Annotated in this window: 24 protein-coding genes and 1 tRNA gene; 12 read left to right on the top strand and 13 right to left on the bottom strand. The window is 76.9% G+C overall.

Annotated features, from left to right (window positions below):
• Window positions 1-60 precede the first annotated feature (60 nt).
• Window positions 61-1,401 carry an MFS transporter gene (locus tag Q0848_RS03390; RefSeq protein ID WP_299034802.1) on the top strand — a complete coding sequence of 447 codons (1,341 nt, stop codon included), beginning with the start codon at window positions 61-63 and terminating at the stop codon, window positions 1,399-1,401.
• Window positions 1,402-1,498: 97 nt separating this feature from the next.
• Here Q0848_RS03390 and Q0848_RS03385 read toward each other — a convergent pair whose 3' ends face one another.
• The 6 genes from Q0848_RS03385 to Q0848_RS03360 form a co-directional block, all read right to left on the bottom strand.
• A complete protein-coding gene (locus Q0848_RS03385) occupies window positions 1,499-1,708 on the bottom strand; it encodes a DUF2945 domain-containing protein (RefSeq protein ID WP_299034800.1) in 210 nt (69 codons plus the stop codon).
• Between the two features lie 108 nt (window positions 1,709-1,816).
• Window positions 1,817-2,806 (bottom strand): aldo/keto reductase, encoded by a 990-nt coding sequence (locus tag Q0848_RS03380; RefSeq protein WP_299034796.1) that lies wholly within the window; start codon window positions 2,804-2,806, stop codon window positions 1,817-1,819.
• A 10-nt stretch (window positions 2,807-2,816) separates the two neighbouring features.
• Window positions 2,817-3,923, bottom strand: coding sequence for an NAD(P)/FAD-dependent oxidoreductase (locus tag Q0848_RS03375; RefSeq protein ID WP_299034794.1), 1,107 nt, complete (start codon window positions 3,921-3,923; stop codon window positions 2,817-2,819).
• 61 nt (window positions 3,924-3,984) lie between these two features.
• Entirely contained in the window at window positions 3,985-4,494 is a 510-nt protein-coding gene (locus tag Q0848_RS03370; protein WP_299034791.1) for a pyridoxamine 5'-phosphate oxidase family protein, read from the bottom strand.
• 242 nt (window positions 4,495-4,736) lie between these two features.
• Window positions 4,737-5,051: a DUF3072 domain-containing protein gene (locus Q0848_RS03365; RefSeq protein ID WP_299034788.1), complete on the bottom strand. Its 315-nt coding sequence runs from the start codon at window positions 5,049-5,051 to the stop codon at window positions 4,737-4,739.
• A 67-nt stretch (window positions 5,052-5,118) separates the two neighbouring features.
• Window positions 5,119-5,535 (bottom strand): ChaB family protein, encoded by a 417-nt coding sequence (locus tag Q0848_RS03360; RefSeq protein WP_299034785.1) that lies wholly within the window; start codon window positions 5,533-5,535, stop codon window positions 5,119-5,121.
• A 210-nt stretch (window positions 5,536-5,745) separates the two neighbouring features.
• On the opposite strand from Q0848_RS03360, the gene Q0848_RS03355 reads away from it, so the two are divergent.
• Together Q0848_RS03355 and Q0848_RS03350 are read left to right on the top strand one after the other, a co-directional pair.
• Window positions 5,746-6,378, top strand: coding sequence for a superoxide dismutase (locus Q0848_RS03355; RefSeq protein WP_299034782.1), 633 nt, complete (start codon window positions 5,746-5,748; stop codon window positions 6,376-6,378).
• A gap of 215 nt (window positions 6,379-6,593) precedes the next feature.
• The gene (locus Q0848_RS03350; RefSeq protein WP_366146406.1) at window positions 6,594-7,148 is read left to right on the top strand and encodes a metallophosphoesterase; all 555 of its coding nucleotides are present in this window, start codon (window positions 6,594-6,596) and stop codon (window positions 7,146-7,148) included.
• Here the strand turns inward: Q0848_RS03350 and Q0848_RS03345 are convergent.
• The 3 genes from Q0848_RS03345 to Q0848_RS03335 form a co-directional block, all read right to left on the bottom strand.
• A complete protein-coding gene (locus Q0848_RS03345) occupies window positions 7,102-7,497 on the bottom strand; it encodes a DUF779 domain-containing protein (protein WP_366146405.1) in 396 nt (131 codons plus the stop codon). The two genes, Q0848_RS03350 and Q0848_RS03345, sit on opposite strands and share 47 nt — an antisense overlap.
• A gap of 86 nt (window positions 7,498-7,583) precedes the next feature.
• Window positions 7,584-9,101, bottom strand: a complete 1,518-nt coding sequence (locus Q0848_RS03340) for an aldehyde dehydrogenase family protein (protein ID WP_299034773.1) — start codon at window positions 9,099-9,101, stop codon at window positions 7,584-7,586.
• Between the two features lie 113 nt (window positions 9,102-9,214).
• On the bottom strand, window positions 9,215-10,405 hold the full coding sequence (locus Q0848_RS03335) for a transcriptional regulator (RefSeq protein ID WP_299034770.1): 1,191 nt from the start codon (window positions 10,403-10,405) through the stop codon (window positions 9,215-9,217).
• A gap of 198 nt (window positions 10,406-10,603) precedes the next feature.
• Between Q0848_RS03335 and Q0848_RS03330 the strand changes: the two genes are divergently transcribed.
• Complete coding sequence (locus Q0848_RS03330; protein WP_299034767.1) at window positions 10,604-12,286, top strand: amidase family protein; 1,683 nt, start codon at window positions 10,604-10,606, stop codon at window positions 12,284-12,286.
• A 58-nt stretch (window positions 12,287-12,344) separates the two neighbouring features.
• On the opposite strand, the gene serA is transcribed toward Q0848_RS03330, so the two are convergent.
• A complete protein-coding gene (gene serA / locus Q0848_RS03325) occupies window positions 12,345-13,541 on the bottom strand; it encodes a phosphoglycerate dehydrogenase (protein WP_299034764.1) in 1,197 nt (398 codons plus the stop codon).
• Window positions 13,542-13,728: 187 nt separating this feature from the next.
• Here serA and Q0848_RS03320 point away from each other — a divergent pair, with 187 nt between their 5' ends.
• The 5 genes from Q0848_RS03320 (at window position 13,729) to Q0848_RS03300 (ending at window position 18,413) form a co-directional block, all read left to right on the top strand.
• Window positions 13,729-13,974, top strand: coding sequence for a hypothetical protein (locus Q0848_RS03320; RefSeq protein ID WP_299034761.1), 246 nt, complete (start codon window positions 13,729-13,731; stop codon window positions 13,972-13,974).
• On the top strand, window positions 13,971-14,957 hold the full coding sequence (locus Q0848_RS03315; protein ID WP_299034758.1) for a Clp protease N-terminal domain-containing protein: 987 nt from the start codon (window positions 13,971-13,973) through the stop codon (window positions 14,955-14,957). Before Q0848_RS03320 ends, Q0848_RS03315 begins: the two co-directional genes overlap by 4 nt.
• 107 nt (window positions 14,958-15,064) lie before the next feature.
• Window positions 15,065-16,057, top strand: coding sequence for a putative selenate ABC transporter substrate-binding protein (locus Q0848_RS03310; RefSeq protein WP_299034755.1), 993 nt, complete (start codon window positions 15,065-15,067; stop codon window positions 16,055-16,057).
• Window positions 16,058-16,128: 71 nt separating this feature from the next.
• Window positions 16,129-16,800, top strand: coding sequence for a phosphonate ABC transporter ATP-binding protein (locus tag Q0848_RS03305; RefSeq protein ID WP_299034751.1), 672 nt, complete (start codon window positions 16,129-16,131; stop codon window positions 16,798-16,800).
• Window positions 16,797-18,413, top strand: a complete 1,617-nt coding sequence (locus Q0848_RS03300) for an ABC transporter permease (RefSeq protein ID WP_299034749.1) — start codon at window positions 16,797-16,799, stop codon at window positions 18,411-18,413. The genes Q0848_RS03305 and Q0848_RS03300 overlap by 4 nt, the downstream gene beginning before the upstream one ends.
• Window positions 18,414-18,443: 30 nt before the next feature.
• Here the strand turns inward: Q0848_RS03300 and Q0848_RS03295 are convergent, their stop codons facing one another.
• The 3 genes from Q0848_RS03295 to Q0848_RS03285 form a co-directional block, all read right to left on the bottom strand.
• On the bottom strand, window positions 18,444-20,633 hold the full coding sequence (locus Q0848_RS03295; protein ID WP_299034747.1) for a selenocysteine-specific translation elongation factor: 2,190 nt from the start codon (window positions 20,631-20,633) through the stop codon (window positions 18,444-18,446).
• A 3-nt stretch (window positions 20,634-20,636) separates the two neighbouring features.
• A complete protein-coding gene (gene selA, locus Q0848_RS03290; RefSeq protein ID WP_299034745.1) occupies window positions 20,637-22,013 on the bottom strand; it encodes an L-seryl-tRNA(Sec) selenium transferase in 1,377 nt (458 codons plus the stop codon).
• A gap of 104 nt (window positions 22,014-22,117) precedes the next feature.
• Window positions 22,118-22,213, bottom strand: a tRNA-Sec gene (locus tag Q0848_RS03285).
• 95 nt (window positions 22,214-22,308) lie between these two features.
• Between Q0848_RS03285 and selD the strand changes: the two genes are divergently transcribed.
• The 3 genes from selD (at window position 22,309) to Q0848_RS03270 (ending at window position 25,126) form a co-directional block, all read left to right on the top strand.
• Window positions 22,309-23,370 (top strand): selenide, water dikinase SelD, encoded by a 1,062-nt coding sequence (selD, locus tag Q0848_RS03280; protein ID WP_299034743.1) that lies wholly within the window; start codon window positions 22,309-22,311, stop codon window positions 23,368-23,370.
• A gap of 266 nt (window positions 23,371-23,636) precedes the next feature.
• A complete protein-coding gene (locus Q0848_RS03275) occupies window positions 23,637-24,308 on the top strand; it encodes an SDR family oxidoreductase (RefSeq protein WP_299034740.1) in 672 nt (223 codons plus the stop codon).
• Window positions 24,309-24,421: 113 nt separating this feature from the next.
• Window positions 24,422-25,126 (top strand): aspartate/glutamate racemase family protein, encoded by a 705-nt coding sequence (locus tag Q0848_RS03270; protein WP_299034737.1) that lies wholly within the window; start codon window positions 24,422-24,424, stop codon window positions 25,124-25,126.
• Window positions 25,127-25,157: the final 31 nt, after the last annotated feature.

Here is a 25,157-nt window from a genome sequence, read left to right as displayed (position 1 = left end):
CGAGACCCGTCCCCCGGACGCCCGCAGGGGACCGTCCGGCCCCGACACCGGAGCCGCCCCGTGCCCCCGCCGCCCACCCCGACCCGCGTCGGTCCGCCCCGCCTGCGTCCACGACGGGGCCGCCGACCGCTGCGCGCCCGCCACACGCTCGTGGCGCTGGCCGTCGGCGCCTTCGCCGTCGGCACCGCGGAGTTCATGATGATGGGCCTGCTGCCGCTCGTGGCCGCGGACCTCGGGATCTCCCTGCCGGCGGCGAGCGCCACCATCACCGCCTACGCCGTCGGGGTGGTCGTGGGCGCGCCCCTGCTCACGGCGGCCGGCACCCGGGTCCCGCCGCGCACCGCGCTGGTCGTGCTCATGGCCGTCTTCGTGCTCGGGAACCTGGCGTGCGCCCTGGCCCCGGACGCCCGGGCGCTGGTCGTGGCCCGCTTCGTCACCGCGCTCGTGCACGGCGCCTTCTTCGGGCTGGCCGCCGTCGTGGCCCGCGCGGTGGTGCCGCCGCGGCGCGCCGCCCAGTCCATCGGCCTCGTCCTCGCGGGCCTCGCCGTGGCCAACGTCGTGGGCGTGCCGTCCGCGACGGCGCTCGGCCAGGCGCTCGGCTGGCGGCTGCCGATGGCGGTGGTGGCTGCGCTCGGCGTCGTCACGGCCGTCGCGGTGCTGGCCCTGGTGCCGCGCACCGGCGTCGACCGCGGGAGCCTGCGCGCCGAGCTGGCGTCCTTCCGCGTCCCGGCCGTGTGGCTGCTGCTCGGCGTCACCCTGACGGGCTTCAGCGCCCTGTTCGCCGTCTACTCGTTCATCGCCCCCGTGCTCACGGAGCGGGCCGGCTTCACCCCGGGGCAGATGTCGGTCGTGCTCGCCGTCTTCGGCGTCGGCTCCGTCGTGGGGACCCTCCTGGGGGGCCCGCTCGCCGACCGGGCGCCCACGGGCGTGCTCGTGGGCGGCATGACCTCGACGGCGCTCCTGCTCGCCGTCTTCACCGTGACCTCGCAGTCGCGCCCGGCTGCGGTGGCGACCCTGTTCCTCCTCGGCGTCGTCACCTTCGGCGCGTCACCGGGCCTGCAGGACAGGATCATCCGCGCCGGAGGTGCCGGCGGGAGCATGGTCGCCGCGGCCAACCAGAGCGCCTTCAACCTGGCCAACGCCCTGGGCGCCTCCGCGGGGGCCGCGGTGCTGGCGGCCGGCCTCGGGCTCACGGCCCCCATGTGGGTGGGCGTCGGTGCGTCGGCGCTGGGACTGGTCGTGCTCGCCCTGGCCGTGCGCGCCGAGCGGCGCTCCGGCGCGAGCACCCGTGCGCCCGGGCGGCCAGGCGCCGGGCGGGCCGGCGGGGCCGGGGACGAGCGGGTCCCGGTGGCGCAGGAGCCCGGCGTCGGACGGGCCACGGCGGGCTCTTCCGCTCGCTGACGCGCCACCCGCGCAGCGCACCGGGGGAGTGCAGAGGGAGCGGCGGACCACCGGTCCGCCGCTCCTCCGCTCGTCCGGCCCTCGGCCGGGGACTGCGTCAGTCCGCGTCGAGCGCCGTGCCCTTGTGGACGGCTTCCTTGCCGGTCTTGTCGCTCTCGACGAGGTACTGCGGCTCGTCCTTGCTGGCTCGGACCGTGCGGCCGGCCTCCTCGGTGTCCTCGGTGATCTTCTTCTCGACCGTGCCGTGGACGGTGTTCCCGTGCGAGGACCAGGTGACGTCGTCACCCTTCTTGTACTCGTCAGCCATCGTTCTCCTCCAGTGGTCTCGTGCGTGAGGTGCCTGCGGTGGGAGCGGCGGGCAGGGTCCGGGCCCGAGGTCGGTCAGCGGTGGACGGGGCTCAGCGGTGGACGGGGCTCAGCGGTGGACGGGGCTCATGTCCGGGTAGCGGTCCCCGGCCGTGGCCAGGGCCGGGGCGGCGGCGTCGATCGCGGCGAGGTCCTCGTCGTCGAGCTCGACGTCCGCCCCGCCGACGTCCTCCTCCAGCCGCGAGACCTTCGTCGTGCCGGGGATGGCGACGACGTCGCCGCGCTCGGCGCCGACCGACAGCACCCAGGCCAGCGCCAGCTGGGCCGACGTCACGCCCTTGCGGTCGGCGATCTCGCGGACGCGGTCGACCAGCTCGAGGTTGCGCCGGAGGTTCTCGCCCTGGAAGCGGGGGTTCTTCCGGCGGAAGTCGTCCTCGCCGAAGTCCTCCTCGCTGCGGATCGCGCCGGTGAGGAAGCCGCGCCCGAGCGGGGAGTAGGCCACGAACCCGGCACCGACCTCGCGGACGGCGTCCAGCACCCCGTTCTCCTGCGGGTCCCGGGTCCACAGGGAGAGCTCGGTCTGCACCGCGGCGACCGGGTGCACGGCGTGCGCCCGTCGGATGGTCTCCGGAGCGGCCTCGGAGATACCGGCGCAGCGGACCTTCCCGGCCTCCACGAGCTCGGCGATGGCGCCCCAGGTCTCCTCGACGGCGACGTCGGGGTCCACGCGGTGCTGGTAGTAGAGGTCGATGACGTCGACGCCGAGGCGCTCCAGCGAGGCGTCGCAGGCCGAGCGCACGTACTCGGGCCGGCCGTTGACGCCGAGCCGCTCGCCGCCCGGGCCGCGCTCGTTGCCGAACTTGGTCGCCACGACCACCTGGTCGCGGCGCCCGGCCAGCGCCCGGCCGACGAGGCGCTCGTTGGTGAAGGGGCCGTACATGTCGGCCGTGTCGAGCAGCGTGACGCCGAGGTCCAGCGCCCGCCGGATCACCCCGACGGCCGCGTCGTCGTCGCCCGACGTGCCGTAGAACTCGCTCATCCCCATGCAGCCCAGCCCGAGGGCGCTGACCTCGAGCCCGGCCAGCCGTCGCGTCTCCATGGCCGGGACGCTACGTCCGGGGGGAGGCACCTGCGACCTCGGCCGCGAGGCGACCGCCGAGCTCGGTGCCGGACAGCCAGGCCTGCTCGACACCGGGGCGCTCGCCCCACCCGTCGCCGCACACGCCGAGGCCGCGTGAGAGTCGGGAGGTCTCCGGCCGGCCGCCGTCGGGGCGGGCGAAGGTCCACCGCTGCGCGCCCGTCTCGACCGGGGCGGGGGCCTCCCCGCGGCCGAGCAGCGCACCCAGCTCGGCGAGGACCGGCGCGACGGCCGCCGGCGGGTCGCCGAGGTGGTCGCGGGCCAGCTGCGGGGTGGAGTGCGCGACGAGCACGGGGGCGCCGTCGCCGCGCCGGCGGCCGTCGTCGGCGACGAACTCGACGGCGGGGGAGCCGCTCACGAAAGCGCCGTCCATCGCCGGCCACCAGGCCTCGTCCCAGCGGGCCCACACGGTGATGACGGGCGTCCACGCGCGGTCCCGGAGGTCGGCCGTCTCCTCGGAGAGGCCGGGACCCACGAGGCGCACGGCCTGGGGCTCGGGCATCGCGAGCACCACGGCGCGGCAGGGGTGGCCGTCGACCGAGAGCGCGCCCGCGGCGTCGCGGTCGACCCGGCGCACGTCGTGCTCGCGCACGGGGACGCCGTCGCCGGCGAGCGCCTCGGCGAGGTCGTCGGTCAGGGACCGGAGGCCACCCGGCGCCGACCAGCGCACCGGGCCCGGCTTCGGGGTGCTGGTGACCCGGCCGCCGTCGTCGCGGCTGACGGCGAGGAGCGTGTCCGTCCAGGGGCCCGTGACGCCCCGGGCGCGCCAGGACTCCGCCAGGGCGGTGAAGGACGTGGCCCGCGGGACGGCGTAAGAGGCCCCGACGTCCACGACGCGCTCGGCGTCGGTGCCCTTCCCCGTGCGGCGCAGCCCGAGCCGGCCGCCGGGGCTGCGGCCCCGGTCCAGCACGACGACGTCGAGGCCCCCGTCCCGGAGGGAGCGCGCGCACGCCAGCCCGGCGATGCCCGCCCCCACGACGACGACGGCGCCGGCGTCCCAGGCAGGGGCGTCACCGGAGCGCGGAGAGGGCCGGGGGGCGGAGGACGCCGGGGGGCCGGCGGAGGTGGAGGTGCTCATCCTCCGACGCTAGGGGCGGCTCCCGGGCCTCGCGCGGCGGCCGCCCCTGCGCCGGAGCACCTCAGAGGCTGACGGTCTCGTTCTCGCCACCGCTGTAGCGCTCGCCGGTGGCCCGCGCCTTGACGTAGGAGAGGAGGGTCGCCGCGCGTCCCCCGGGCGTGTCCCAGTACTCGGCGCTGTCCGCGTGGACCTTCACGAGCACGAGCCCCGGGGCCTCCGGGCCGTCGGGGAACCAGGCCTTCACGCCCTCGTTCCAGAGCTCCTTCGCCTTGTCCACGTCGCGCACGACCTCCGCGTCCCCTGCGACGGAGACCCAGGAGTCGCCGGAGGCGAACGCGACGTTGACGTGGGCGCCGTGGCGCACCTGGTCGACCTTGCGGGAGTCCCCGTCGGAGAAGAACCACAGGTCGCCGTCGAACTCGACCTCCTGCACGGCCATCGGGCGGCTGACGAGGCGACCGTCGTCGTCGGTCGTCGTGAGCATGCAGATCTTCGTGCCGGCGATCAGCTCGGCGACCTTGGCGACGCCCTCGTCGCGCGGCTGGTCGGGGGTCTGGGGTGCGGGGCTCATGGGTGCTCCTCCGGTCGGGCCGTCGAGGCCGTGGTGGCGCGCCCCTGCGGGCGCGACCGTCGGGAGCGCGGCGTGCGCCGCTGCCCCCGAGGAGTCCACGCTCCCCGGGGCGTCCTCGCCACCCGGCGCCTCCGCCTCCGGCGACGTCGAGGCGCTGCGGCCCGAGCGGTGCTGCGCCCCCACGACGTGCTGCGCCCCGGGACGTGGGGTCCCGGGGCGCAGCGGGTGGTGCAGGGGACGGTTCAGCCGCGACCCGTCTTGTCCTGCAGGCGGTCGATCTCCTCGGACGCGTGGGCCTTGGTGAGGTCGTCCGGCACCTGCTCCCCGGCCTCCTGGGCCAGCGTGCTCAGGTAGCTGCGCTGCGGGCCGGTGGCGGGCTGGTCACCGGTGACCCAGGTCTCCGGGTCCTTCTCGGCGTCGGCCGTCGTCGACCCGGGCTCCTGGCCCTCGGGGCGGCCGTCGCCGTGGGCGCCGCGGGTGTCCTCGGCGTCCTGCGCGTCTCGGAGGGCCTGGTCCGCGTCGTCGGCGGGGGGCTGCTGGCTGCTCTGCTCGGTCATGTGTTCGAGCGTAGGCGGGGGGTGCGACAGCGGCGCGTCGACCCCGTCGGGCCCGCCCGCCCCGGGGTCAGCCGCGGCTGCGCCGCGTGCTGGCGTCGTTGGCCCTCTGCAGCGCCTCGACCAGCTCGTCCTTGCTCATCGACGAGCGGCCGTGCACGTCGAGGCGCCGCGCCAGGTCCAGCAGGTGCTCCTTGCTGGCGTTCGCGTCGACGCCGCCCGCGGTGCCCCGGTCCGTCTGCGCGCCGCCCTCCGCCTGGGCGTCCGAGGGCCCCTTCTCCTCCTTGGGCTCCCAGTGGTCGCCGACCTTCTCGTGCGTGTGCTTGAGCGCCGACCACGCGACGCGGTTCGCGCGCTCGCCGTCGCCGTAGGACTCCTCGGCCGAGGCCTTCGCCCTGGCGTAGGTGCGCTGCGCCTTGGCGCCCGAGCGCTCGAGCGTGCTGGGCAGGTCGACGTCGGGGACGTCGCCGGGGTCCTTCGCGGCCATCGGTGCTCCCGGGGCGGGGCCGCGGCTCGGCGCTGCGGCGGGAGGCCCATCCTGGGCGGGCGTCGCGCTCCCCGCAGCAGCGGGCGGAGGGCCCGCGCGCCCGTCGAGCCGACGGCGGAGCGCTTGCAGCCCCCGGGACGAGGGAGCAGGGTGATCTTCGTCGGCCCCAGCGCCGGCAGGACGCACGCCCGGAGCCCCTGAGGAGGACCCATGGCCGAGTACACCCTGCCCGACCTTCCGTACGACTACTCCGCGCTCGAGCCCGCCATCAGCGGCGAGATCATGGAGCTGCACCACTCCAAGCACCACCAGACGTACGTCACCGGCGCCAACACCGCGCTCGAGCAGATGGCCGAGGCCCGCTCCACGGACTCGCTCGGCGCCGTGAACCTCTACGAGAAGAACCTCGCGTTCAACCTCGGCGGCCACACGAACCACTCGGTCTTCTGGAACAACATGAGCCCGGACGGCGGCGACAAGCCGGAGGGCGAGCTCGCGGCCGCCATCGACGCGGACTTCGGCTCCTTCGACGGCTTCCGCGCGCACTTCACGGCCAACGCGATGGGCATCCAGGGCTCGGGCTGGTCGATCCTCGCGTGGGACTCGATCGGCCAGAAGCTGATCATCGTCCAGCTGTACGACCAGCAGGGCAACGTGCCGGTCGGCATCGTGCCGCTGCTGATGCTCGACATGTGGGAGCACGCCTTCTACCTGCAGTACCGCAACGTCAAGGCCGACTACGTCAAGGCCTGGTGGGGCGTCGCCAACTGGGCCGACGTCACCGAGCGCTTCTCGCGCGCCCGCACGCAGACCTCGGGGCTCATCACGCCGACTGCGCTCTGACGCAGCGGCTCTCGCGCGACCAGCGCGTCTGTCGACGGCCGGTGCCCCTCCGGGGGGGTGCCGGCCGTCGGTGTCTGACCTAGCGTCGGGGCATGACGAGGCGATCCGGACGCACCGGCGCACCGCGGGCTCGGGCGGCCGCGCCCGACGCCTCGCACGGGAGCGCCTGAGGCGTGGGGCGGCTCCTCGACCAGGGCGAGGTCCTGCCGGGCCCGGTGCGCCTGGTGGCCCTCGCCGACACCCACCTGCCCGTGCGCGCGAAGCAGCTCCCCGAGCAGGTGGAGGAGGCGCTGGCCGCCGCCGACGTCGTCGTCCACGCCGGCGACTGGGTGGACGAGGCGACGCTCGACCACCTCCTGGAGCGCAGCGCGCTCCTGCTGGCCTGCTGGGGCAACAACGACGGGGACGGCCTGCGAGCCCGCCTCCCCGAGGTCGCCCGCGCACGGCTGGCGGGCCTGCGGGTGGAGGTCGTCCACGAGACCGGCGGCAAGGACGGGCGCGAGAGGCGCTGCGAGGCAGCACACCCCGACGCCGACGTGCTGCTCTTCGGCCACAGCCACATCCCCTGGGACACGAGCACGCCACGGGGTCTGCGCCTGCTCAACCCCGGCTCGCCCACCGACCGCCGCCGCCAGCCCCGCTGCACGTACCTGACGGCGACGGCCGACGGCGGCCGTCTCGAGGACGTCGTCCTGCACGACCTCCCGCTGGCCGGCCCCCGGGTCAGCCGCCCGCGACCACCTCGGGGAGCGCCTGCTCGGCCTCGGTGAGCAGGCGGGAGCGGATCAGGAAGCGCACGCCCTCGGGGGCCTCGACGCTGAAACCCGAGCCGCGGCCCGGGACGACGTCGACGGTCAGGTGCGTGTGCCGCCAGTAGCCGTACTGGGACGCCGACATCCAGAACGGGGCGCCGGCCACCTCGCCGAGCAGGACGTCACCGGTGCCGGTGAGGAAGTCCCCCTGCGGGAAGCACATGGGCGAGCTGCCGTCGCAGCAGCCGCCGGACTGGTGGAACATCAGCGGCCCGTGCCGGCTCCTCAGCCGCTCGAGCAGTGCCGCCGCCCCGGGGGTGATGTCCACCCGCGACGCCGTGCGCCCCTCGAGCTCGGCGGCGTCCAGCACCTGCACCTCGTCCGGGACCGCCGCGCCGCCCCCCGCGGGGGCGACGGCAGCGCCGGCGCCCCCGCGGCCGTCCCCGGCCGGCATCAGAAGAAGCCGAGCTTGTCGGGGGAGTAGGAGACGAGCAGGTTCTTCGTCTGCTGGTAGTGGTCGAGCATCATCTTGTGGTTCTCGCGGCCGATGCCGGAGGCCTTGTACCCGCCGAAGGCCGCTCCCGCGGGGTAGGAGTGGTAGTTGTTCACCCACACCCGGCCCGCCTCGATGCCGCGCCCGAGCCGGTAGGCCGCGTTGGTGTCGCGGCTCCACACGCCCGCGCCGAGGCCGTAGAGGGTGTCGTTGGCCAGGCGCAGCGCGTCGGCGTCGTCGCTGAAGCGGGTGACCGACAGCACCGGTCCGAAGATCTCCTCCTGGAAGACGCGCATCGAGTTGCTGCCCTCGAAGACCGTCGGCTCGACGTAGTAGCCGCCCTCGTAGCCCTCCACCGTGCGCTGGCCGCCGCCGGTGCGGACGCTCGCGCCCTCCTCCCGGCCGATCTGGAGGTAGCTGAGGATCTTCTCGAGCTGGTCGTTGCTGGCCTGCGCGCCGATCATCGTCGCCGGGTCGAGCGGGTCGCCGGTGACGATGGCCTCGACCCGCGCGATGGCCTTCTCCATGAACTCGTCGTAGATCGACTCGTGGACCAGCGCGCGCGAGGGGCACGTGCAGACCTCGCCCTGGTTGAGGGCGAACATGGCGAAGCCCTCGAGCGCCTTGTCGAGGAACGCGTCGTCCTCGGCCATGACGTCGGCGCGGAAGACGTTCGGGCTCTTGCCGCCGAGCTCGAGCGTCACCGGGATGATGTTCTGGCTGGCGTACTGCATGATCAGCCGGCCCGTCGTCGTCTCGCCCGTGAAGGCGATCTTGGCGATGCCGGAGTGCGAGGCCAGCGGCTTGCCGGCCTCCACGCCGAAGCCGTTGACGATGTTGAGCACGCCGTCGGGCAGCAGGTCGGCGATGAGCTCCATCACCTTGAGGATCGACGCGGGCGTCTGCTCGGCGGGCTTGAGGACGACGCAGTTGCCGGCCGCGAGCGCGGGGGCGAGCTTCCACGCGGCCATGAGGATCGGGAAGTTCCACGGGATGATCTGGCCGACCACGCCGAGGGGCTCGTGGTAGTGGTAGGCGACGGTGTCGTGGTCGATCTCGCCGATCGAGCCCTCCTGCGCGCGGACGGCCCCCGCGAAGTAGCGGAAGTGGTCGACGGCCAGCGGCAGGTCCGCCGCGAGCGTCTCGCGGACCGGCTTGCCGTTCTCCCAGCACTCCAGGACGGCGAGCTCCTCGAGGTGCTCCTCGATCCGCGCGGCGATCGCCAGCAGGACGTTGGAGCGCTCGGTCACCGAGGTGCGGCCCCAGACCTGCGCGGCGCCGTGCGCGGCCGAGACGGCCAGGTCGACGTCCGCGGACGTGCCCCGGGCGACCTTGACGAAGGGCTTCCCGTCGACCGGGGAGATGTCGTCGAAGTACTCGCCGTGCACGGGCGGCGTCCACTTGCCGCCGATGAAGTTCTCGTAGACCTCGGGGACCGAGACGAGCGAGCCCTCGGCTCCGGGACGGGTGTAGGCCATGACGTTCGCCCTCCAGCGTCGTGCGCGCCCGTCGTCGGTGACGAGCGCCGTGCCCCGACGCTAGGAGGGCGAGGTTGGCCGGAGGTTGGTCCCCGTCCGAGAGCGGGGCCGCCTCAGCGCGTCGCGCCCAGGACGCGGCGCACGACGTGCGGGTCGGCGCCCGAGGTGGCGGCGTAGGTCAGGGCGACGGCGCGGTCGCCGGTCGCGAGGACGGCGTCGCGCAGCCCCGCCGAGAGCTCCGCGTCGACCCGGCGCAGCACGGGGGAGTCGGTCCCGCCCGCGCCGGCGAGCACCTCACCGCCCCAGGCCTCGGCGGCCCCCGCCGCGTCCCCGGCGCGCAGCCGCCGGCGCACGACGTCCACGTCGGTCGTGCAGGGCAGGAGCAGCCGGTACGGGCGAGAGCCGATGCCGCCGCCGAGCAGGGTCCGCAGGTGGCTCACCTCCGCCTTGAGCGTCGAGCGCGTCACCGGCGCGTCGCCGTAGACGGCGTCGTGGAGGGCGTCGGCCGCGAGCCCGGCGGGGGAGAGCGACAGCACCGCGAGCAGCTCGAGCTGGCGCCGGGTGAGGCGCAGCTCCTCCCCGTCGAGCTCGGCCGAGCAGGCGCCCAGCAGCCGCAGGTGCAGGGCACCGGGCGCCGCCGGCCCGGGCGTCCGTCCCTCGCGGGCCGCCGCTGCGACCTCGTGCGCGAGCAGGGCCGCCAGCGCCCTCGCCGTCGTCAGGCCCAGGGGGTGCGAGCGCTCCCACGTCGTCGACAGGTCCAGCACCCCGAGCGGGACGCCGCGGGGGTCGCGCACGGGAGCGGCCCAGCACACCCACCCCTGGACCGCGGGCGCGAAGTGCTCGGCCGACCAGACGGTCGCCGGTCCGGCGGTGCGCAGCGCGAGGTCGAGGGCGTTGGTGCCGACGCTGGCCTCGTCCCAGCGTCCTCCGGCCACGAAGTTGACGCGCTCGGCCCGCTCGCGCATCACGCGCCCGCCGCACGTCCACAGGATGCGGGCGCTGGGGTCGGTCACCGCGACGACGAGGTCGCCGTCGTCGGCGACGTGGCGCAGCTCCTCCTCCAGCGCGCCGACCGCCCGCTGCAGGGGCGAGGCGCGCCAGGCCTCGGCGGTCGCCGACTCGTCCGCCAGCGGCGCCGAGGCCAGGTCGTCGTCGACCGAGCGCAGGCTGCGGCGCCAGCTGGCGCGGATGACGTCGCGCACGGGGATCGACCCGGCCTCGCCGGGGGCGGCCTCCACGAGCGCGCGCTGGCGGGCCCGCACGAGCGCGGCCCGGCGCTCGCGGGCGTCCTGCACCGTCGCCACCAGCGCACCTCCTGCAGCCCGCACCGTCGCGGGTGCCCGCACGCTACCTCCGGGACGCGCGGTGGTGACCGGTCTCCCACGTCCGGACGCGAGTCGTGCCCCACTTCGCGCTCAGCCCTCCCGCACACGACCGGGCAGACGCACCATGTCGGGCGAACCGCGTGTCGCCCGACCGCGTGACGCCCTCGAGGAGGACCCGTGCCCCGTCCATCGCCCACCGCCGTCCCACCCGCCGGTGCCCTCGGCCCCGGATCGCCCGGCGTCCGCCGTGCGGGTGCCGCGCTCGCCGTCGCCGCCGTCCTCGTCGCGGGGGCGGCGACGCTCGCAGCCCCCGCGGAGTCCTCGGCGCCCGCCCGACCGCCGGCGCTGGGCGGTCTCGACCTCGACACCGCGGGGCTCACCGAGGTCAGCGCCGCGCTGGACGGCGGCCGGACGACGTCCGCCCGTCTGGTGCGGGCCTACCTGCTGCGCATCGACGCGCTCAACAGCCGCGGCCCGGGCCTGAACGCCGTGCGCTCGCTCAACCCCGACGCCCTGGCGCAGGCCCGCGACCTGGACCGGGAGCGCCGCACCGGAGGAGCGCGCGGCCCCCTGCACGGCGTCCCGGTGCTGCTGAAGGACAACATCGACGTGGCGGGGATCCCGACGACGGCCGGCTCCGTCGCGCTGGCCGGGAGCACGCCCGACCGGGACGCGTTCGTGACCGCGCAGCTCGAGGCCGCGGGCGCGATCGTCCTGGGGAAGACGAACCTCACGGAGCTCGCCAACTTCATGACCACCGGGATGCCGGGCGGGTACAGCTCGCTCGGCGGCCAGGTGCTCAACCCCTACGACCTCGCGGACACCCCGAGCGGCTCCAGCGCCGGCTCGGGCAGCGCCGCGGGCGCCGGGCTGGCCGCCGCGACCGTGGGCACGGAGACGTCCGGGTCGATCCTGTCCCCGGCGCGGGCGAGCAGCGTCGTCGGGATCAAGCCGACCGTCGGGCTGGTCAGCCGCAGCGGCATCGTGCCGATCTCCGCGTCGCAGGACACCGCCGGCCCGATGGCGCGCTCGGTCGCGGACGCCGCGGCCCTGCTCACCGGCATGACGGGGGTCGACCCGGAGGACCCCGCGACCACGGCCAGCCGGCCGTACGCGGGCACGGACTACGCCGACGCCCTGTCCACGGACGCGCTGGACGGTGCGCGCCTGGGGTACGTGCCCGTCACCACGACCCCTCCGAGCGCGGCGGACCAGGTCTACCTCGACGCCCTCGACGTGCTCCGGGCGGAGGGGGCCGAGCTGGTCGAGGTGGAGGTCGGCGGCACCAGCGCGCCGAGCATCCTCACGTACGAGTTCGAGCGCGACCTCGACGCCTACTTCTCCCGGCTGCCCGACGGGCCTGTCCGCTCGCTGGAGGACGTCATCGCGTACGACGAGGCGCACCCCCGGGAGGCGCTGAAGTTCGGCCAGCGGCTGCTCGAGGCGTCCGCCGAGGTGGACCTCTCCGACCCGGCGACGGCGGCCGCCTACGAGGCGGCGCGCGACCAGGGGCTCCAGGAGACCCGGGCCGCCATCGACACGGCCCTGCGGCGCACCGACGCCGACCCGGCGGACGACCTGGACGCCGTCGTCTCCGCGTCGCGCACGACCGGGGTGGGCGCCCGCGCCGGGTACCCGTCCGTCATCGTCCCGGCGGGCTACACCGAGGACGTCGGCCGCGACCCCGTGGGCCTCGTCTTCCTGGGTGCCGCGTGGGAGGAGGCCCCGCTCATCGGGCTGGCGTCCGACTACGAGGAGGCTGCGGACGCGTGGCTGCCGCCCACCGAGGTCAACCCGTCGGCGTTCCGCTGCACGGCGGTCGACACCAGCTCCGCCTACGAGGGGTCCTGCCCGCCCTGACCGGCGCGGCGGCTGCAGCCCCCAGGCGCTGCAGCCGCCGTCCGTGCCCCGCACGGACTCACACGACGAGCAGGCGCACCGTCTCGGGCATCGCACGCAGCGCCTCGACGACCTCCGTCCCCACGCCCTCGGAGACGTCGGTGACGGAGTAGCCGAAGGAGCCGCGGGTCGTCAGGTGCTGCGCGTCGACGTTGACCCCGTGCTCGGCGAGCACCCGGTTCACGGTGGCGAGGACGCCGGGGACGTTCTGGTGCAGGTGCGCCAGCCGCGCCGACCCGGGCACCCGCTCGAGGGCGACGGCGGGGACGTTGACGGACAGGCTGGTGCTGCCGGTGCGCAGGTAGTCGCGCAGCTTGGTGGCGACGAATCGGCCGATGTCCTCCTGCGCCTCCTCGGTGGACCCGCCGATGTGCGGCGTGAGGATGACGTTGGGCAGGCCGCGCAGCGGCGAGGCGAAGGCGTCGCCGCGCTTCTTCGGCTCCTCGGGGAAGACGTCGATCGCCGCGCCGGAGAGGTGGCCGCTCGTGATGGCGTCGGCGAGCGCGTCGTGGTCGAGGACGAAGCCCCGCGAGAGGTTGAGGAAGACGGAGCCCTCGCGCATCTGGGCCAGCTGCTCGCGGCCGAAGAAGCCGGCGTTGCCCGAGCGGCCGTCCACGTGCAGCGTCACGACGTCGCTGTGGCGCAGCAGGCTCTCCAGGTCGGGGGAGCGGCGCGCGTTGCCCAGGGCGAGCTTCTCGGCGGTGTCGTAGTACAGGACCGACATGCCGAGCGCCTCGGCGACCACGGACAGCTGGCTGCCGATGTTGCCGTAGCCGACGATCCCGAGGGTGCGCCCGCGCACCTCGTGGCTGCCCTCGGCGGACTTGTCCCACACGCCGGCGTGCAGCGTGGAGTCCTTGACGGTCAGGCGGCGCGTGAGGGCGATGATCTCCGCGATCGCGAGCTCGACGACGCTGCGCGTGTTGGAGAAGGGCGCGTTGAAGACGACGACGCCGCGGGCCGCCGCGGCGTCGAGGTCGATCTGGTTGGTGCCGATGCAGAAGGCGCCGATGGCCTGGAGGTCGGGGACGGCCTCGAGCACCCGCTCGGTCACGGTGGTCTTGGAGCGGATGCCGAGCACCGAGACGCCCTGGAGCGCGGCGATCAGCTCGTCCTCGTCCATGGCCCCGCTGTGCTCGACGGGCGTCACCCCGGAGCCGGCGAGGATCGTCGAGGCCTGGGGGTGGAGGTTCTCCAGCAGGAGCGCGCGAGCCATGCGGCGATCATCGCCGAGGCGGCGCGCAGCGCGGACCACGGGTCCGGTCGGTGGACGTGGGGAGCGCGGATCGGCCCGCCGGTCAGCGGGTCTCGGGAGGGCGGAGGCCTTCGGGTCACCCGTGGGGCGAGCCCAGGTGCGCAACTGAGGTTGACGTCGCTCGCTCTAGCAACCTACGTTGACATCTGTGGACGCGACCCAGCTCGCCGGCGCAGCCGCCGACACCGCTGACCACTCCCGCGGTCTGCGGGCCGTGGCGGCGCTGCGACGACTGCTGGAGACGCTCGAGCTGCGCCAGGTCGAGGCGGCGCTGCGGTCGGGGGCGTCGTGGTCGGAGATCGCCGCCGACCTCGGGGTCACCCGTCAGGCCGTCCACAAGAAGTACGCCAAGCGGTTGCGGGACGTCGGTGCGGACCAGGGGGAGCGGTCATGACGAGTCAGGGGCAGGGCCGGGCGCGGCGCCGTGGAGGGCGCTCGCTGCTGCGCCAGTCGCGGTACATCAGCGCGGCGGCGATGGAGGAGGTCGCCGAGCTGGGTCACCCCGAGCTCGACGTCGACCACCTGCTCGTCGGTCTGCTGGTCACGGGGGGCCCGAGCGCGTCCTGCCTCGTGGCGGCGGGCGCGGACCTGCCGTCGCTGCGCGGGGCCGTCCAGCGGCTGCAGGAGACCGACGCCCGAGCCCTCGGCGTGCACGCGCCGGCACCTCCCGCGGTGTCACCGGACCGGACTGCCCGGACGAGCGCCGGCGTCCCCTGGGGCAGCAGGGCGCTGGCCGTGATGCGCTCGGCCGACCACGGCCAGGACGACCGCGCCCTGCTGCGGGCGCTGCTGGACGACGAGGGGCGTCGTGTCGAGCGGGTGCTGGCGGGGGCCGGCGTCGACGTCGAGGACCTGCGCGCCTCGCTGGCGACCACGACGGCCGCGGGAGACCCGGACCTGCCGGTCGAGGTGACCGCCGCGCTGGCCGCGCTCGGACCGGCGCACCGGCGGACCTCGGCCTCGACGACGCACGAGGTGCCGGTGGCCGCGGACGCGGTGTGGGCGCTGGTCGGCGACGTGCGGCGCCGACCGGAGTGGGACCCCGCCGTCACCGGCCTGAGCGACGACGACGGCGTCCTGCGCCTGGTCTACGACAGCGGCCGCACGACTCGCTCGGTGCGGGTGCTGACCGAGCGCACGGGGCCGCGCAGCGTGCTGTGGCGCGAGATGTGGCACGACGACGAGCACGTCACCGCCGTCCTGCACCTGGCCGTGGTCCCGGCCGGCGCGGGCAGCCGGCTGCGGGTGGACACGGCCACGTCCTCGCGCACGCTCCGCGGGAGGGTGCTGCGGCCGCTGGCCCGGCGGGCAGCCGGCAGCCGCGCGCGGTGGCTCGGCCAGTCGGTGGCCCGGGCGGCGGCCCGCACCGACGCGTAGGAGCGGCGGGGGCCGGGCCGTAGGACACGATGGCGGCGTCCGATCCCACCGTCCCAGGAGGCCACCGTGCCCGTCCTCGTCCTCGTCCTCGACTCCGGCGCCACGACATGAGGCGCCCCTCCGCCGTCCGGTCGGGCGGCTCCGCAGCACCGACGCGCCACCTCGGCCGGCGCGGCTTCCTGAGCGCGGCCGCCACCGCCGCCGCGGCCGCCGGGCTCGCCGCCTGCAGCGGTCGCCCCTCGCCGGTCTCCCCGGCCGCCGAGCCCTCCGGGTCGTCGTCCGCGGGCGGGGGCGCCGGCGGGTCGCTGACCATCGGCGCCATCCCCGACCAGGACCCCGAGGTCCTGCAGCGCCTCTACGGCGTCCTCGCCGGGTCGATGGCCGAGGCCACGGGCCTCGAGGTCACCTACCGCCCCGTCACCGACTACGGCGCCGCCGTCTCCCTCTTCCGCACCGGGGACCTGGACATGGTCTGGTTCGGCGGGCTCACCGGCGTCCAGGCCCGGCGCCAGACCCCCGGTGCCCGCGTCATCGCCCAGCGGGACATCGACGAGGACTTCCGCTCGGTGTTCGTGGTGAACGCCGCCACCGGGCTCGCGCCGTCCGAGGACCTCACGGAGCTCGCCGGGCTGCGGTTCACCTACGGGAGCCAGACGTCCACGTCCGGCTTCCTCATGCCGGCCTACTTCCTCGCCGAGCAGGGGGTGGACCCGCGCGGGTTCCCCGGCGACCCGGGCTTCAGCGGCTCGCACGACGCCACCCTGCAGCTGGTCGCCTCCGGCACCTACGAGGCGGGCGTGCTCAACGAGCAGGTGTGCCTCGCCCGCACCGAGGCCGGGGAGGTGGACCCCGCCGTGCAGCTGCACTCCCGCACCCCGGCCTACCACGACTACCACTGGCTCCTCGGGCCCGCGGCCGTGGAGCGGCTGGGCGAGGACCTGCCCGACCGGATGACGGACTACCTCCTGGGGCTGTCGGCCGACGACCCCGACGACGCGCAGGTGCTGGAGCTCTTCGGGGCCGGGAGCTTCGTCGCCGCGGAGCCCGGCGACCACGACCAGATCGAGCAGATCGGCGAGCAGCTGGGCGTGCTCAGCTGACCGCGGTCCTGCGGCTGTCCGGCGTCGAGGTCCGCTTCGGCGGCACCCGGGCGCTCGCCGGCCTCGACCTCGTGGTCGGGGCCGGCGAGCGTGTCGGGCTGGTCGGGCCCTCCGGCGCGGGCAAGTCGACCCTCCTCGGCCTCGCCAACGGCTCGGTGGCGCCGACCGCCGGGTCGGTCGAGGTGCTCGGCCACGACCTCGCCGCCCTGCCTCCCGGACGGGCGCGGCGCCTGCGCGCGCGGGTGGGCACCGTCCACCAGCACCTGGAGCTCGTCGGGCCCCTGCGCGTGGTCCACAACGTCAACGCCGGCCGGCTCGGGACGTGGCCGGCGTGGCGGTCGGCCTGGTCGCTGCTGCGGCCGCAGGGGGTGCCGGAGGCGGCCGCGGCGCTGGCCGAGGTCGGCCTGGAGACGCGGCTGCACGAGCGCACCGAGCGCCTGTCCGGCGGCCAGCAGCAGCGGGTCGCGGTGGCTCGCGTGCTGGTGCAGCGCCCCGAGCTCGTCCTCGCCGACGAGCCGGCGTCGGCGCTGGACCCGGTGCTGACCGACCGCACGATGGCGCTGCTCACCGGCGTCGCCGCCGAGCGGGGCGGGGCGCTGGTCGCCTCGCTGCACGACCCGGCGCTGGCCCTGCGGCACTGCAGCCGGGTGGTCGGCCTCGTCGACGGGCGGGTGGCGCTGGACGCCCCCGCGGGGTCGCTGTCCGTCGCGGACCTGACGGCCTTCTACGCGGGTGAGGCGTGAGCGCCGTCGTCGACCGGCCCGCGACGCCGGTGCTGCGCCGCTCGCGCGCCCGGTGGGCGTGGGGTCTCGGCGCCTCCGTCGTCGTCCTGTGGTCCCTGGCCGGCGCCGGCCTCTTCTCCGGGGAGGTGCTCAACCCCGCCGGCGCCCGGCAGCTCTCCCGGTTCGCCGCCGGTGCGCTCGCGCCCGACCTGTCCGGCGACTTCCGGCAGGTGCTCCTGAGGGGCGCGCTGGTGACCGTCGCCTACGCCGCGCTCGGCACCGCCCTCGCGGTGCTCCTGGGCGCGGTCGGCGCGGTCGCCCTGGCCCGCACGACGTGGGGACGGCGCCGGGGCGGCTGGCTGGTGGCCCGGGGCGTGGTCGCCGTGCCCCGGGGGCTGCACGAGGTGGTGTGGGGGCTGCTGCTGCTCAACGTCCTCGGGCTCGACCCGTGGGTGGGGGTGCTGGCCATCGGCATCCCCTACGGGGCGGTGACGGCGAAGGTCTTCGCCGACCTGCTCGACGAGGTGCCGCGCGGCGCCCACGACGCGCTGCTGGCCGCGGGCGCCGGCCGGGGCGCCGCGGCCCTCTACGGGCTGCTGCCGCCGGCCGCCGGGGGGCTGCTCGCCTACTCCGCCTACCGCCTGGAGTGCGCCGTGCGCTCCGCGGTGGTCCTGGGGCTCATCGGCGCCGGCGGGCTGGGGTACGAGCTGTCGCTGTCGTTCACCTCCCTGCGCTGGGAGCAGGTGTGGAGCTGCGTCTACGCCCTGACGCTGCTGTGCGTGGCCGCGGTCGTGGCCGGGCGCGCGGTGCGCCGCCGCCTCGCCGACCCGCCCGCCGCCGCGGGCGACCGGCCGCGCCGCGACCTCGTCCTCACGGGAGCGGGGCTGACGACCGCCGCCCTCGTCGTCTGGTCGTGGTGGTACCTGGCGGTCACCCCCGCCGCGCTGCTGGCCGAGCGCACCCGGCAGCAGCTGTCCTACCTGCTCGCGGAGGCCCTGCCGCCCGAGCTGTCCGGCTCCCTGCTGGTCTCGCTGGGCGCCGCCGCGGTCGACACCGTGCAGATGTCGGTCATCGCCGTCGCCGTCGCGACGGCCGGGGCGGTGCTGCTCGCGCCGGTGGCCGCCCGCCCGGCGCGCCGTGCCCGGCCGGTGCCGTGGGCGGCCGGCGTCGTCGTGCGGCTCGGCCTGCTCCTGCTGCGGGCCGTGCCCCCGCCCGTGTGGGCGCTGGTGCTCCTGTTCGTCCTGCGGCCCGGGATCCTGCCGGGCGCCCTGGCGCTGGGCGTCTACACCCTCGGGGTGCTCGGCCGGCTGACCGCCGAGGCCCTCGAGGAGCTGGAGCCTCGTCCCGCGCAGGCGCTCACGGCGCTCGGCGCCCGACCGGCGGCCACCTGGCTGTACGGGGTGGCCCCCCGCGCGGTGGGCCCGGTGCTGGCCTACGCCCTCTACCGCTGGGAGGTCGCGATCCGCGACACGGTCATGGTCGGCCTCCTCGGCGCCGGCGGGCTGGGCGCCCTGCTCGCCACCTCGCTGCAGGTCTTCGACTGGCCCGCGGTGACCACCACCCTCGTGGTGCTGGTGCTCCTGACCCTCGCCGTCGACCTCGTCAGCGACCGCGCCCGCGACGTCGTGCGCTGACGCCGCGGGCGCCCGAGGGGTCGGCGGTCGTCAGCGCAGGCGGCGCCGGTCGTCCGGCTGGCGCGCGGTCCGCCCGCTCGCGTCCAGCGCCTCGAGCAGGGGCAGGGCCACGCGGCGGCTCGTGCCCCACGCCTGGCGCGCCTCGCTGGTCGTGAACGGCGACGGCAGGGGTGCCAGGGCTGCAGCCGCGGCCTCCAGGGCGCCCGGCGCCAGCACGACGTCGCCGACGCGGACCAGCGCGCCGACGCGGACCGCTGCGCCCAGCTCGCGCGGGCCGAGCCCGAGACCGCGCAGGCGCTCGGCGTCCGGCGCGCGGAACGGCTCGGCCCGCAGGTCCGCCAGCACCTGGCGCACCGCGGCGGCCACCGGCGGCGGGAGCTGGTCGACGGGCCCGGGTGCCGCGGCGGTGGCGGGCGAGACGGGTCGAGCAGCCGGGGCCGGAGCCTCTGGAGCCCCCGGACGCGCGGGCGCCGGGCCGGGGCGTGCGGCGGCGGGGCCGGGGCGTGCGGCGGCGGGGCCGGGGCGTGCGGCGGCGGGGCCGGGGCGTGCGGCGGCCGGGCCGGGACGCCCGGGCACCCGGGCCGGAGGGGGGGCCGGGGCCGGGGGCGCCGAAAGAGCCGGGACGGCGCGCAGGCGCCCGTCGCGCTCGGCGAGCACCCCCGCGGCCAGGTGCCGGACGACGTCGGCGTCCGGCAGGGCGAGCCGGTGCCGGGCGGACTCCAGCGGCGTCCCGCCGGCGAGCGGGTCCCGGACGGCGTCCTCGGCGACGAGCGCGACGAGCTCCTCGCGCAGTGCGCGGGCGCGGGTCGCGTCGAGCAGCCAGGAGCCGGTCCCGCTGCCGCGCAGTCGCTCCCGCACGAGGGCGGTGGGATGGCCGGCGCTCACGAGCGCCGCGGCGGCCACCACGCCGCGACGGCGCACCTCGTCGTCGAGCAGGCGCGCGGCGCTCGCGCCGCCCGCCGCGCCCGCGGCGACCGGTCCCCGGACCTCACCGAGAGGCGCTGCGGTGGGAGCGCTCTCGAGCACGAGGTCCGCGGCGGTGCCGAGGTCGAGCGCCCGGGCGCGGGCGGCGCCGCGCCGCTCGAGCGCCGGCGGGTCGACGTCGAGGACCCGCACGCCGGCCAGGACGGCCCGGCGCCCCGGGTCGCGCAGCAGGGCGAGGTCGCCGACGCGCAGGGGGAGCGGCGTCCGCAGGCGCAGGCGGACCACCTCGGGGCCGTCCTCGCGCCCTGCGCGTCCCAGCGCGCGGGGGCGCGCGCTGACCTGCGCCGCCCCGACGTGCAGCAGCGCCTCGCCGGGCAGAGCGCTGCGGTCGGCGGACCTGACTGCCGCAGAGGCGCTGTCGTCGGCGAGCGCGCGCGCCCGCACGGCGCCGGTGAGGACGACGTCCACCTCGTCGGTGAGGCGCGCCGTGCCCGGCGCGACGAGCGCGCTGCCCCGGGGCACGTCCTCGGCGGCGACGCCGCGCAGGTTCACCGCGACGCGCGCCGGGCCGCTGACCTCCGGCTGCGGCTCCTCGAGCGACTGCAGCCCGCGCACGCGCGCCGACCGGCGCTCGCCGTCGGGCGTGAAGGCCTCCAGCTCGTCCCCGGCGCGCACCGCGCCGTCGGGGAGCGTGCCGGTGACGACCGTGCCCGCGCCGCGGATGGAGAAGGAGCGGTCGAGCCACAGCCGCACCGGCGCCCGCGGGTCGGCCGGCGGCAGCCCGCGCACCAGGCGGACGACGCCCGCCCGCAGCGCGTCCATCCCCGCCCCGGTGCGGGCGCTCACGACGACCGACGGCGACCCCTCCAGCGTGGTGCCGCGCAGGCGCTCCGCCACGTCCCGCGCGGTGGCCGCGGCGGCGGCGTCGTCGACGAGGTCGGCCCGGGTGACGACGACGAGGCCGGCCCGGACGCCGAGCGCGTCCAGGGCGTCCAGGTGCTCCTGGGACTGCGGCATCCACCCGCCGTCCGCGGCCACCACCAGCAGGACGGCGGGCACCGAGCCCACGCCGGCCAGCATGGTCGGCACGAAGCGCTCGTGGCCCGGGACGTCGACGAGGGCGACGCGCTCGGAGCCCCCCTCGCCGTCGGCCACGTCGGTCCACGCGAAGCCGAGGTCGAGGGTGAGGCCGCGGCGCTGCTCCTCCGCCCAGCGGTCGGGCTCGCGACCGGTCAGCGCGCGGACGAGAGCGGACTTGCCGTGGTCGACGTGGCCGGCGGTGGCGAGGACGTGCACCGCTCAGCCCTCCGCGCCGGGGGACGGCGCCCCCGCGCGCAGCGCGCGCAGGACGGCGGCCCGCAGCGCGTCGTCGTCCTCGGGGGCCAGGGAGCGCAGGTCGAGCAGGCACCGGCCCGCCTCCACGCGCGCCACGACGGGCGGTGAGCCCGCCCGCAGCGCCGCGGCGGCGCCCGCGGGCAGGCTCACGGCGGCGCTCGGCAGGGCGAGCCCGGGGGCGCCGCCCCCGCCGACGGCGGCGTCGCTCGCGACGACCCGCGCGTCGTGGCCCTCGGCCACCAGCGCGGCGGCCACCGCCTCGGCGCGGGCGCGCACCTGCTCGACGGGGGTCTCGAGGGCGGCGCGCACCGGGGCGGCGGGCCCGCGCAGCGTGGCCTCGAGCGCGGCGAGCACGAGCTTGTCCACGCGCATCGCCCGGGCGAGCGGGTGGCGGCGCAGCTGCCCGACCAGCTCGGCGCGCCCCAGCAGCAGACCGGCCTGCGGGCCGCCGAGCAGCTTGTCGCCGCTGGAGGTCACGAGGTCGGCGCCGGCGCGCAGGGCGCTCGCGGCGTCGGGCTCGCCCGGCAGCAGCGGGTGGGGGGCGAGCAGCCCCGAGCCGGTGTCGACGACGACGGGCACGCGCCGGCCGAGGCGCTCCGCGGCGTCGTCGACGACGCGGGACAGGCCCGCGACGTCGACGTCCGCGGTGAAGCCCTGCACGACGAAGTTGGAGGGGTGGACCTTGAGCACCATGCCGGTCTCGGGGCCGAGCGCGTCGGCGTAGTCGGCCGGCGCCGTCCGGTTGGTGGTGCCGACCTCGCGCAGCCGGGCGCCGGTCGAGGTGATGAGGTCGGGCAGCCGGAAGCCGTCGCCGATCTCCACCATCTCGCCCCGGCTCACGACGACCTCGCGCCCGGCGGCCAGCGCGGTGGCGGCCAGCGCGAGCGCCGCCGCGCCGTTGTTGACGACGTGCACGCCGCCGGCGTCGGGCACCGCCGCCGCGAGCGCCGCCATCGCGTCGCGGCCCCGCCGTCCGCGCGCGCCCGTGGAGAGGTCGAGCTCCACGTCGGTCGTGCCGGCGGCCGCGGCGAGCGCCTCGACGGCGGCGCGGGACAGCGCGGCCCGTCCGAGGTTCGTGTGGAGCAGGACCCCGGTGGCGTTGAGGACGGGGCGCAGGCTGGACGCGCTGCCGGGCAGCGCGGCCAGCACCTCGGCGACGACGTCCTCGGGCGCCACCTCGCCGGCGCGCACGCGCTGCTGCGCGGCGACGACGGCCTCCTTGACCAGGGGGCTCCCCAGCCGCTGCTGCGGGCCGGCCAGCTCCTCGGCGGCGAGGACGGCGTCGGTCCTCGGCACCCGGCGGGCGGGGGAGCGCTGGTCGGACCGGCCCGGGGTGCTCACGCCCCGACTGTAGGTCGCCGTGCGCGGCCGGCGCCGGGGCGGGCGGGGCCCGCGAGGGCGCCGTCGGGACCCGGTCCCAGCAGGGGCCGCTGCGGGAGGGCGCGTGGCGGAGGCGGACGGGAATCGAACCCGCCAGACCGAGGTGCTCGGCCTCGTCGGTGTTGAAGACCGCGGGGCCCACCAGGAACCCAGACGCCTCCACGCGCGCGGCCAGCATGCCCCATGGCGAGCCGGCGGTCCCGCCGGGCCCCGGGCGGGGCGGCGCTCGCCGCACCCACGAGGCAGACTCCCGCGCGTGACGACGACGCGGGCTCCGGACGGCACGACGGGGAACGGCGCGGCTGCGCCGGGACGCCTGACGAGCTACGCCCACGGGGGCGGGTGCGCCTGCAAGATCCCGCCCGGTGAGCTGGAGGCCGTCCTCGCCGGTCTGCCCGGCCGCGGGGAGGCCGTGGACGGCGCCGGGACGCTCCTGGTCGGGCTCGACGACGGCGACGACGCCGCGGTCGTCACGTCGCCGGCCACCCCGGGGCACGGCGTCGTGGTGACCGCGGACTTCTTCACGCCCGTCGTCGACGACCCCTACGACTGGGGCCGCATCGCCGCCGCCAACGCGCTCTCGGACGTCTACGCCATGGGCGGGACGCCGCTGGTGGCCGTGAACCTGCTGTGCTGGCCGCGCGACCTCCTGCCGATGGAGCTCGCGGCCGAGGTGCTGCGCGGCGGCGCGGACGTCGGCCGCCTGGCCGGGTGCCACGTGGCCGGCGGCCACAGCGTGGACGACCCCGAGCCGAAGTACGGCATGGCCGTGACGGGCCTCGTGGAGGTCGACCGGCTGCTGCGCAACGACGCGGGCGCGGCCGGGCTGCCGCTCTCGCTCACCAAGCCCCTCGGCGTCGGGGTGCTCAACAGCCGGCACAAGGCGACCGGCGAGGTCTTCCCCCAGGCCGTCGACGCGATGACGACCCTCAACGCGGAGGCCTCCCGCGCCGCGGTCGCCGCCGGGGCGCGGGCGGCCACCGACGTCACCGGCTTCGGCCTGCTCGGCCACCTGTTCAAGATGGCGCGCGCCAGCGGCGTCGACGCCGTGGTCGACGCCGCCGCCGTGCCCTACCTCGACGGCGCCCGCGAGGCGCTGCGCGACGGCTACGTCTCCGGCGGGACGCGCCGCAACCTCGACTGGGTGCGCCCCCACCTGCGCTGCGACCTCGCCGCGGGCGCGGAGGAGGAGCTGCTGCTGCTCGCCGACGCCCAGACCTCCGGCGGCCTGCTCGTCGTCGGCGAGGTGCCCGGCGCGCCGGTCGTCGGCGAGCTCGTGCCCCGCCGCGGCGGGGCCGCCGAGGTGCTCGTCCGCTGACCGCCCGACCGCTCGACCGGCGTGGGGTCGGCCCGTCGGGCGCTCGTCTCGCGCGGTCGGTCAGGCGCCCGCGCCCGACGGGCGTCTCGCACGGCTGCTCGTCGCACAGCCGTCGTCCCGCGACGACTCTCGTGCGGCCGGGAGGCGATGGAACAGATGGCCGGTGCGGACCGCTGGGCCCCGTAGGTCGTCCTCGCGACGACGACGCACCCGCGCCCCACCCGGCGCGCCATCGCAGCTCACGCCCCACCCCTGGAGGTAGTCCCGTGAAGGTCCTCATCGTCGGAGCCCACGGCAAGGTCGCCCGCCACCTCACCCCCCGTCTCGTCGAGGGCGGGCACGAGGTCGTCGGGCTCGTGCGCAACCCCGACCACGTCGCGGACCTCGAGTCCGACGGCGCCGCCCCCGTCGTGCTCGACATCGAGACCGCCACCTCGGCGGACCTCTCCCCGCACGTCCGCGGGGCCGACGCGGTCGTCTTCGCCGCCGGCGCCGGTGGCAAGGGCGGCTCCGAGCGCAAGCAGCACGTCGACCGCGACGGGGCGCTCAAGCTCGCCGACGCCGCCTCGGTCGCCGGCGTGCGCCGCTACCTGCTCGTCTCCGCCATGGGCCTGCAGGCGGTCGTCGACGGCGCCACCCCGGACGGCGTCGAGCCCGGCTTCGTGGAGTACCTGCGCGCCAAGCTCGAGGCCGAGGACGCCCTGCGCTCGCGCCCCGAGCTCGACCTGACGGTCCTGCGCCCCGGCCATCTGCTCGACGACGAGGGCACCGGCTCGGTCACCCTGTCGCGCAGCACGCTCGAGGTCGGTGGCGTCCCGCGCGCCGACGTCGCGGCCGTCCTGGTGGCGCTGCTGCAGGCGCCGGGCACCGCGGGGCAGACCCTCGAGCTCGTCTCCGGCGACGTCCCCGTCGAGCAGGCCGTGGCCGCTCTCGCCTGAGAGCCGTCCGCCTCGTCGGCCCCGTCCCTCCCGGGGGCGGGGCCGACGTGCGTCCGGGGCCGGAGCGGACTCGACCCGACCGCCGGGCGCCCTCGGTCGGGCAGGGTGGCCCCATGACCACGATCGGTGTCCTCGGCGGCATGAGCTGGGAGTCCACCGCCCTGTACTACCGACTGGCGAACGAGCTGGTCCGCGAGCGGCGCGGCGGGCTGGCGAGCGCCGACCTGCTCGTGCGCAGCGTCGACTTCGCCGCCGTGCGCGAGCTGCAGCTGGACGGCCGGTGGGACGAGGCCGGGGCCCTGCTGCAGCGAGAGGGGCTGGCGCTGCAGGCAGCCGGGGCGGGGCTCGTCGTCCTCGCGACCAACTACATGCACAAGGCGGCCGGACCGCTCGAGGCGGCGCTCGACGTGCCGTTCCTGCACCTCGCCGACGTCGTGGCCGCGGCGGCCCGGCGCCGGGGGGTGGAGGTGGTCGGCCTGCTCGGGACCGGGGCGACGATGACGGAGGACTTCTACGTCGACCGGCTCCGCCGCTCGGGGCTGCGCGTCGTGGTCCCGGGAGCCGAGGACGTCTCCCGGGTGGACGGGGCGGTCTTCGGCGAGCTCTGCCGCGGCGTCTTCTCCGAGGCGACGCGCGAGGACCTGCGCCGGGTCGCCGCCGGCCTGGTCGGCACCGGGGCGCAGGCGCTGGCGCTGTGCTGCACCGAGCTCGAGCTGCTGCTGCGGCCGCAGGACGCCGCCGTGCCCCTGCTGCCGTCCGCGCGGCTGCACGTCGAGGCCGCGCTCGAGGCCGCCGGCGCGGGCGCGCCGACCCGCTGACGACCCCTGCGCACGAGCCGCCCCGCCCGGC

It is taken from the genome of uncultured Pseudokineococcus sp., assembly GCF_947495735.1.
GTDB lineage: Bacteria > Actinomycetota > Actinomycetes > Actinomycetales > Quadrisphaeraceae > Pseudokineococcus.
The sequence above is the reverse complement of the archived record's forward strand: the minus strand, read 5'-3'. Positions and strand labels throughout refer to the sequence as shown.

What these genes read in the sequence shown, in the direction of transcription:
- Q0848_RS03385 (WP_299034800.1), bottom strand. Translation starts at nt 1,708, where the DNA reads ATGGCTGACGAGTACAAGAAGGGTGACGACGTCACCTGGTCCTCGCAC.
- Q0848_RS03380 (WP_299034796.1), bottom strand. Translation starts at nt 2,806, where the DNA reads ATGGAGACGCGACGGCTGGCCGGGCTCGAGGTCAGCGCCCTCGGGCTG.
- Q0848_RS03375 (WP_299034794.1), bottom strand. Translation starts at nt 3,923, where the DNA reads ATGAGCACCTCCACCTCCGCCGGCCCCCCGGCGTCCTCCGCCCCCCGG.
- Q0848_RS03370 (WP_299034791.1), bottom strand. Translation starts at nt 4,494, where the DNA reads ATGAGCCCCGCACCCCAGACCCCCGACCAGCCGCGCGACGAGGGCGTC.
- Q0848_RS03365 (WP_299034788.1), bottom strand. Translation starts at nt 5,051, where the DNA reads ATGACCGAGCAGAGCAGCCAGCAGCCCCCCGCCGACGACGCGGACCAG.
- Q0848_RS03360 (WP_299034785.1), bottom strand. Translation starts at nt 5,535, where the DNA reads ATGGCCGCGAAGGACCCCGGCGACGTCCCCGACGTCGACCTGCCCAGC.
- Q0848_RS03355 (WP_299034782.1), top strand. Translation starts at nt 5,746, where the DNA reads ATGGCCGAGTACACCCTGCCCGACCTTCCGTACGACTACTCCGCGCTC.
- Q0848_RS03340 (WP_299034773.1), bottom strand. Translation starts at nt 9,101, where the DNA reads ATGGCCTACACCCGTCCCGGAGCCGAGGGCTCGCTCGTCTCGGTCCCC.
- serA (WP_299034764.1), bottom strand. Translation starts at nt 13,541, where the DNA reads ATGGCTCGCGCGCTCCTGCTGGAGAACCTCCACCCCCAGGCCTCGACG.
- Q0848_RS03315 (WP_299034758.1), top strand. Translation starts at nt 13,971, where the DNA reads ATGACGAGTCAGGGGCAGGGCCGGGCGCGGCGCCGTGGAGGGCGCTCG.
- Q0848_RS03310 (WP_299034755.1), top strand. Translation starts at nt 15,065, where the DNA reads ATGAGGCGCCCCTCCGCCGTCCGGTCGGGCGGCTCCGCAGCACCGACG.
- Q0848_RS03270 (WP_299034737.1), top strand. Translation starts at nt 24,422, where the DNA reads ATGACCACGATCGGTGTCCTCGGCGGCATGAGCTGGGAGTCCACCGCC.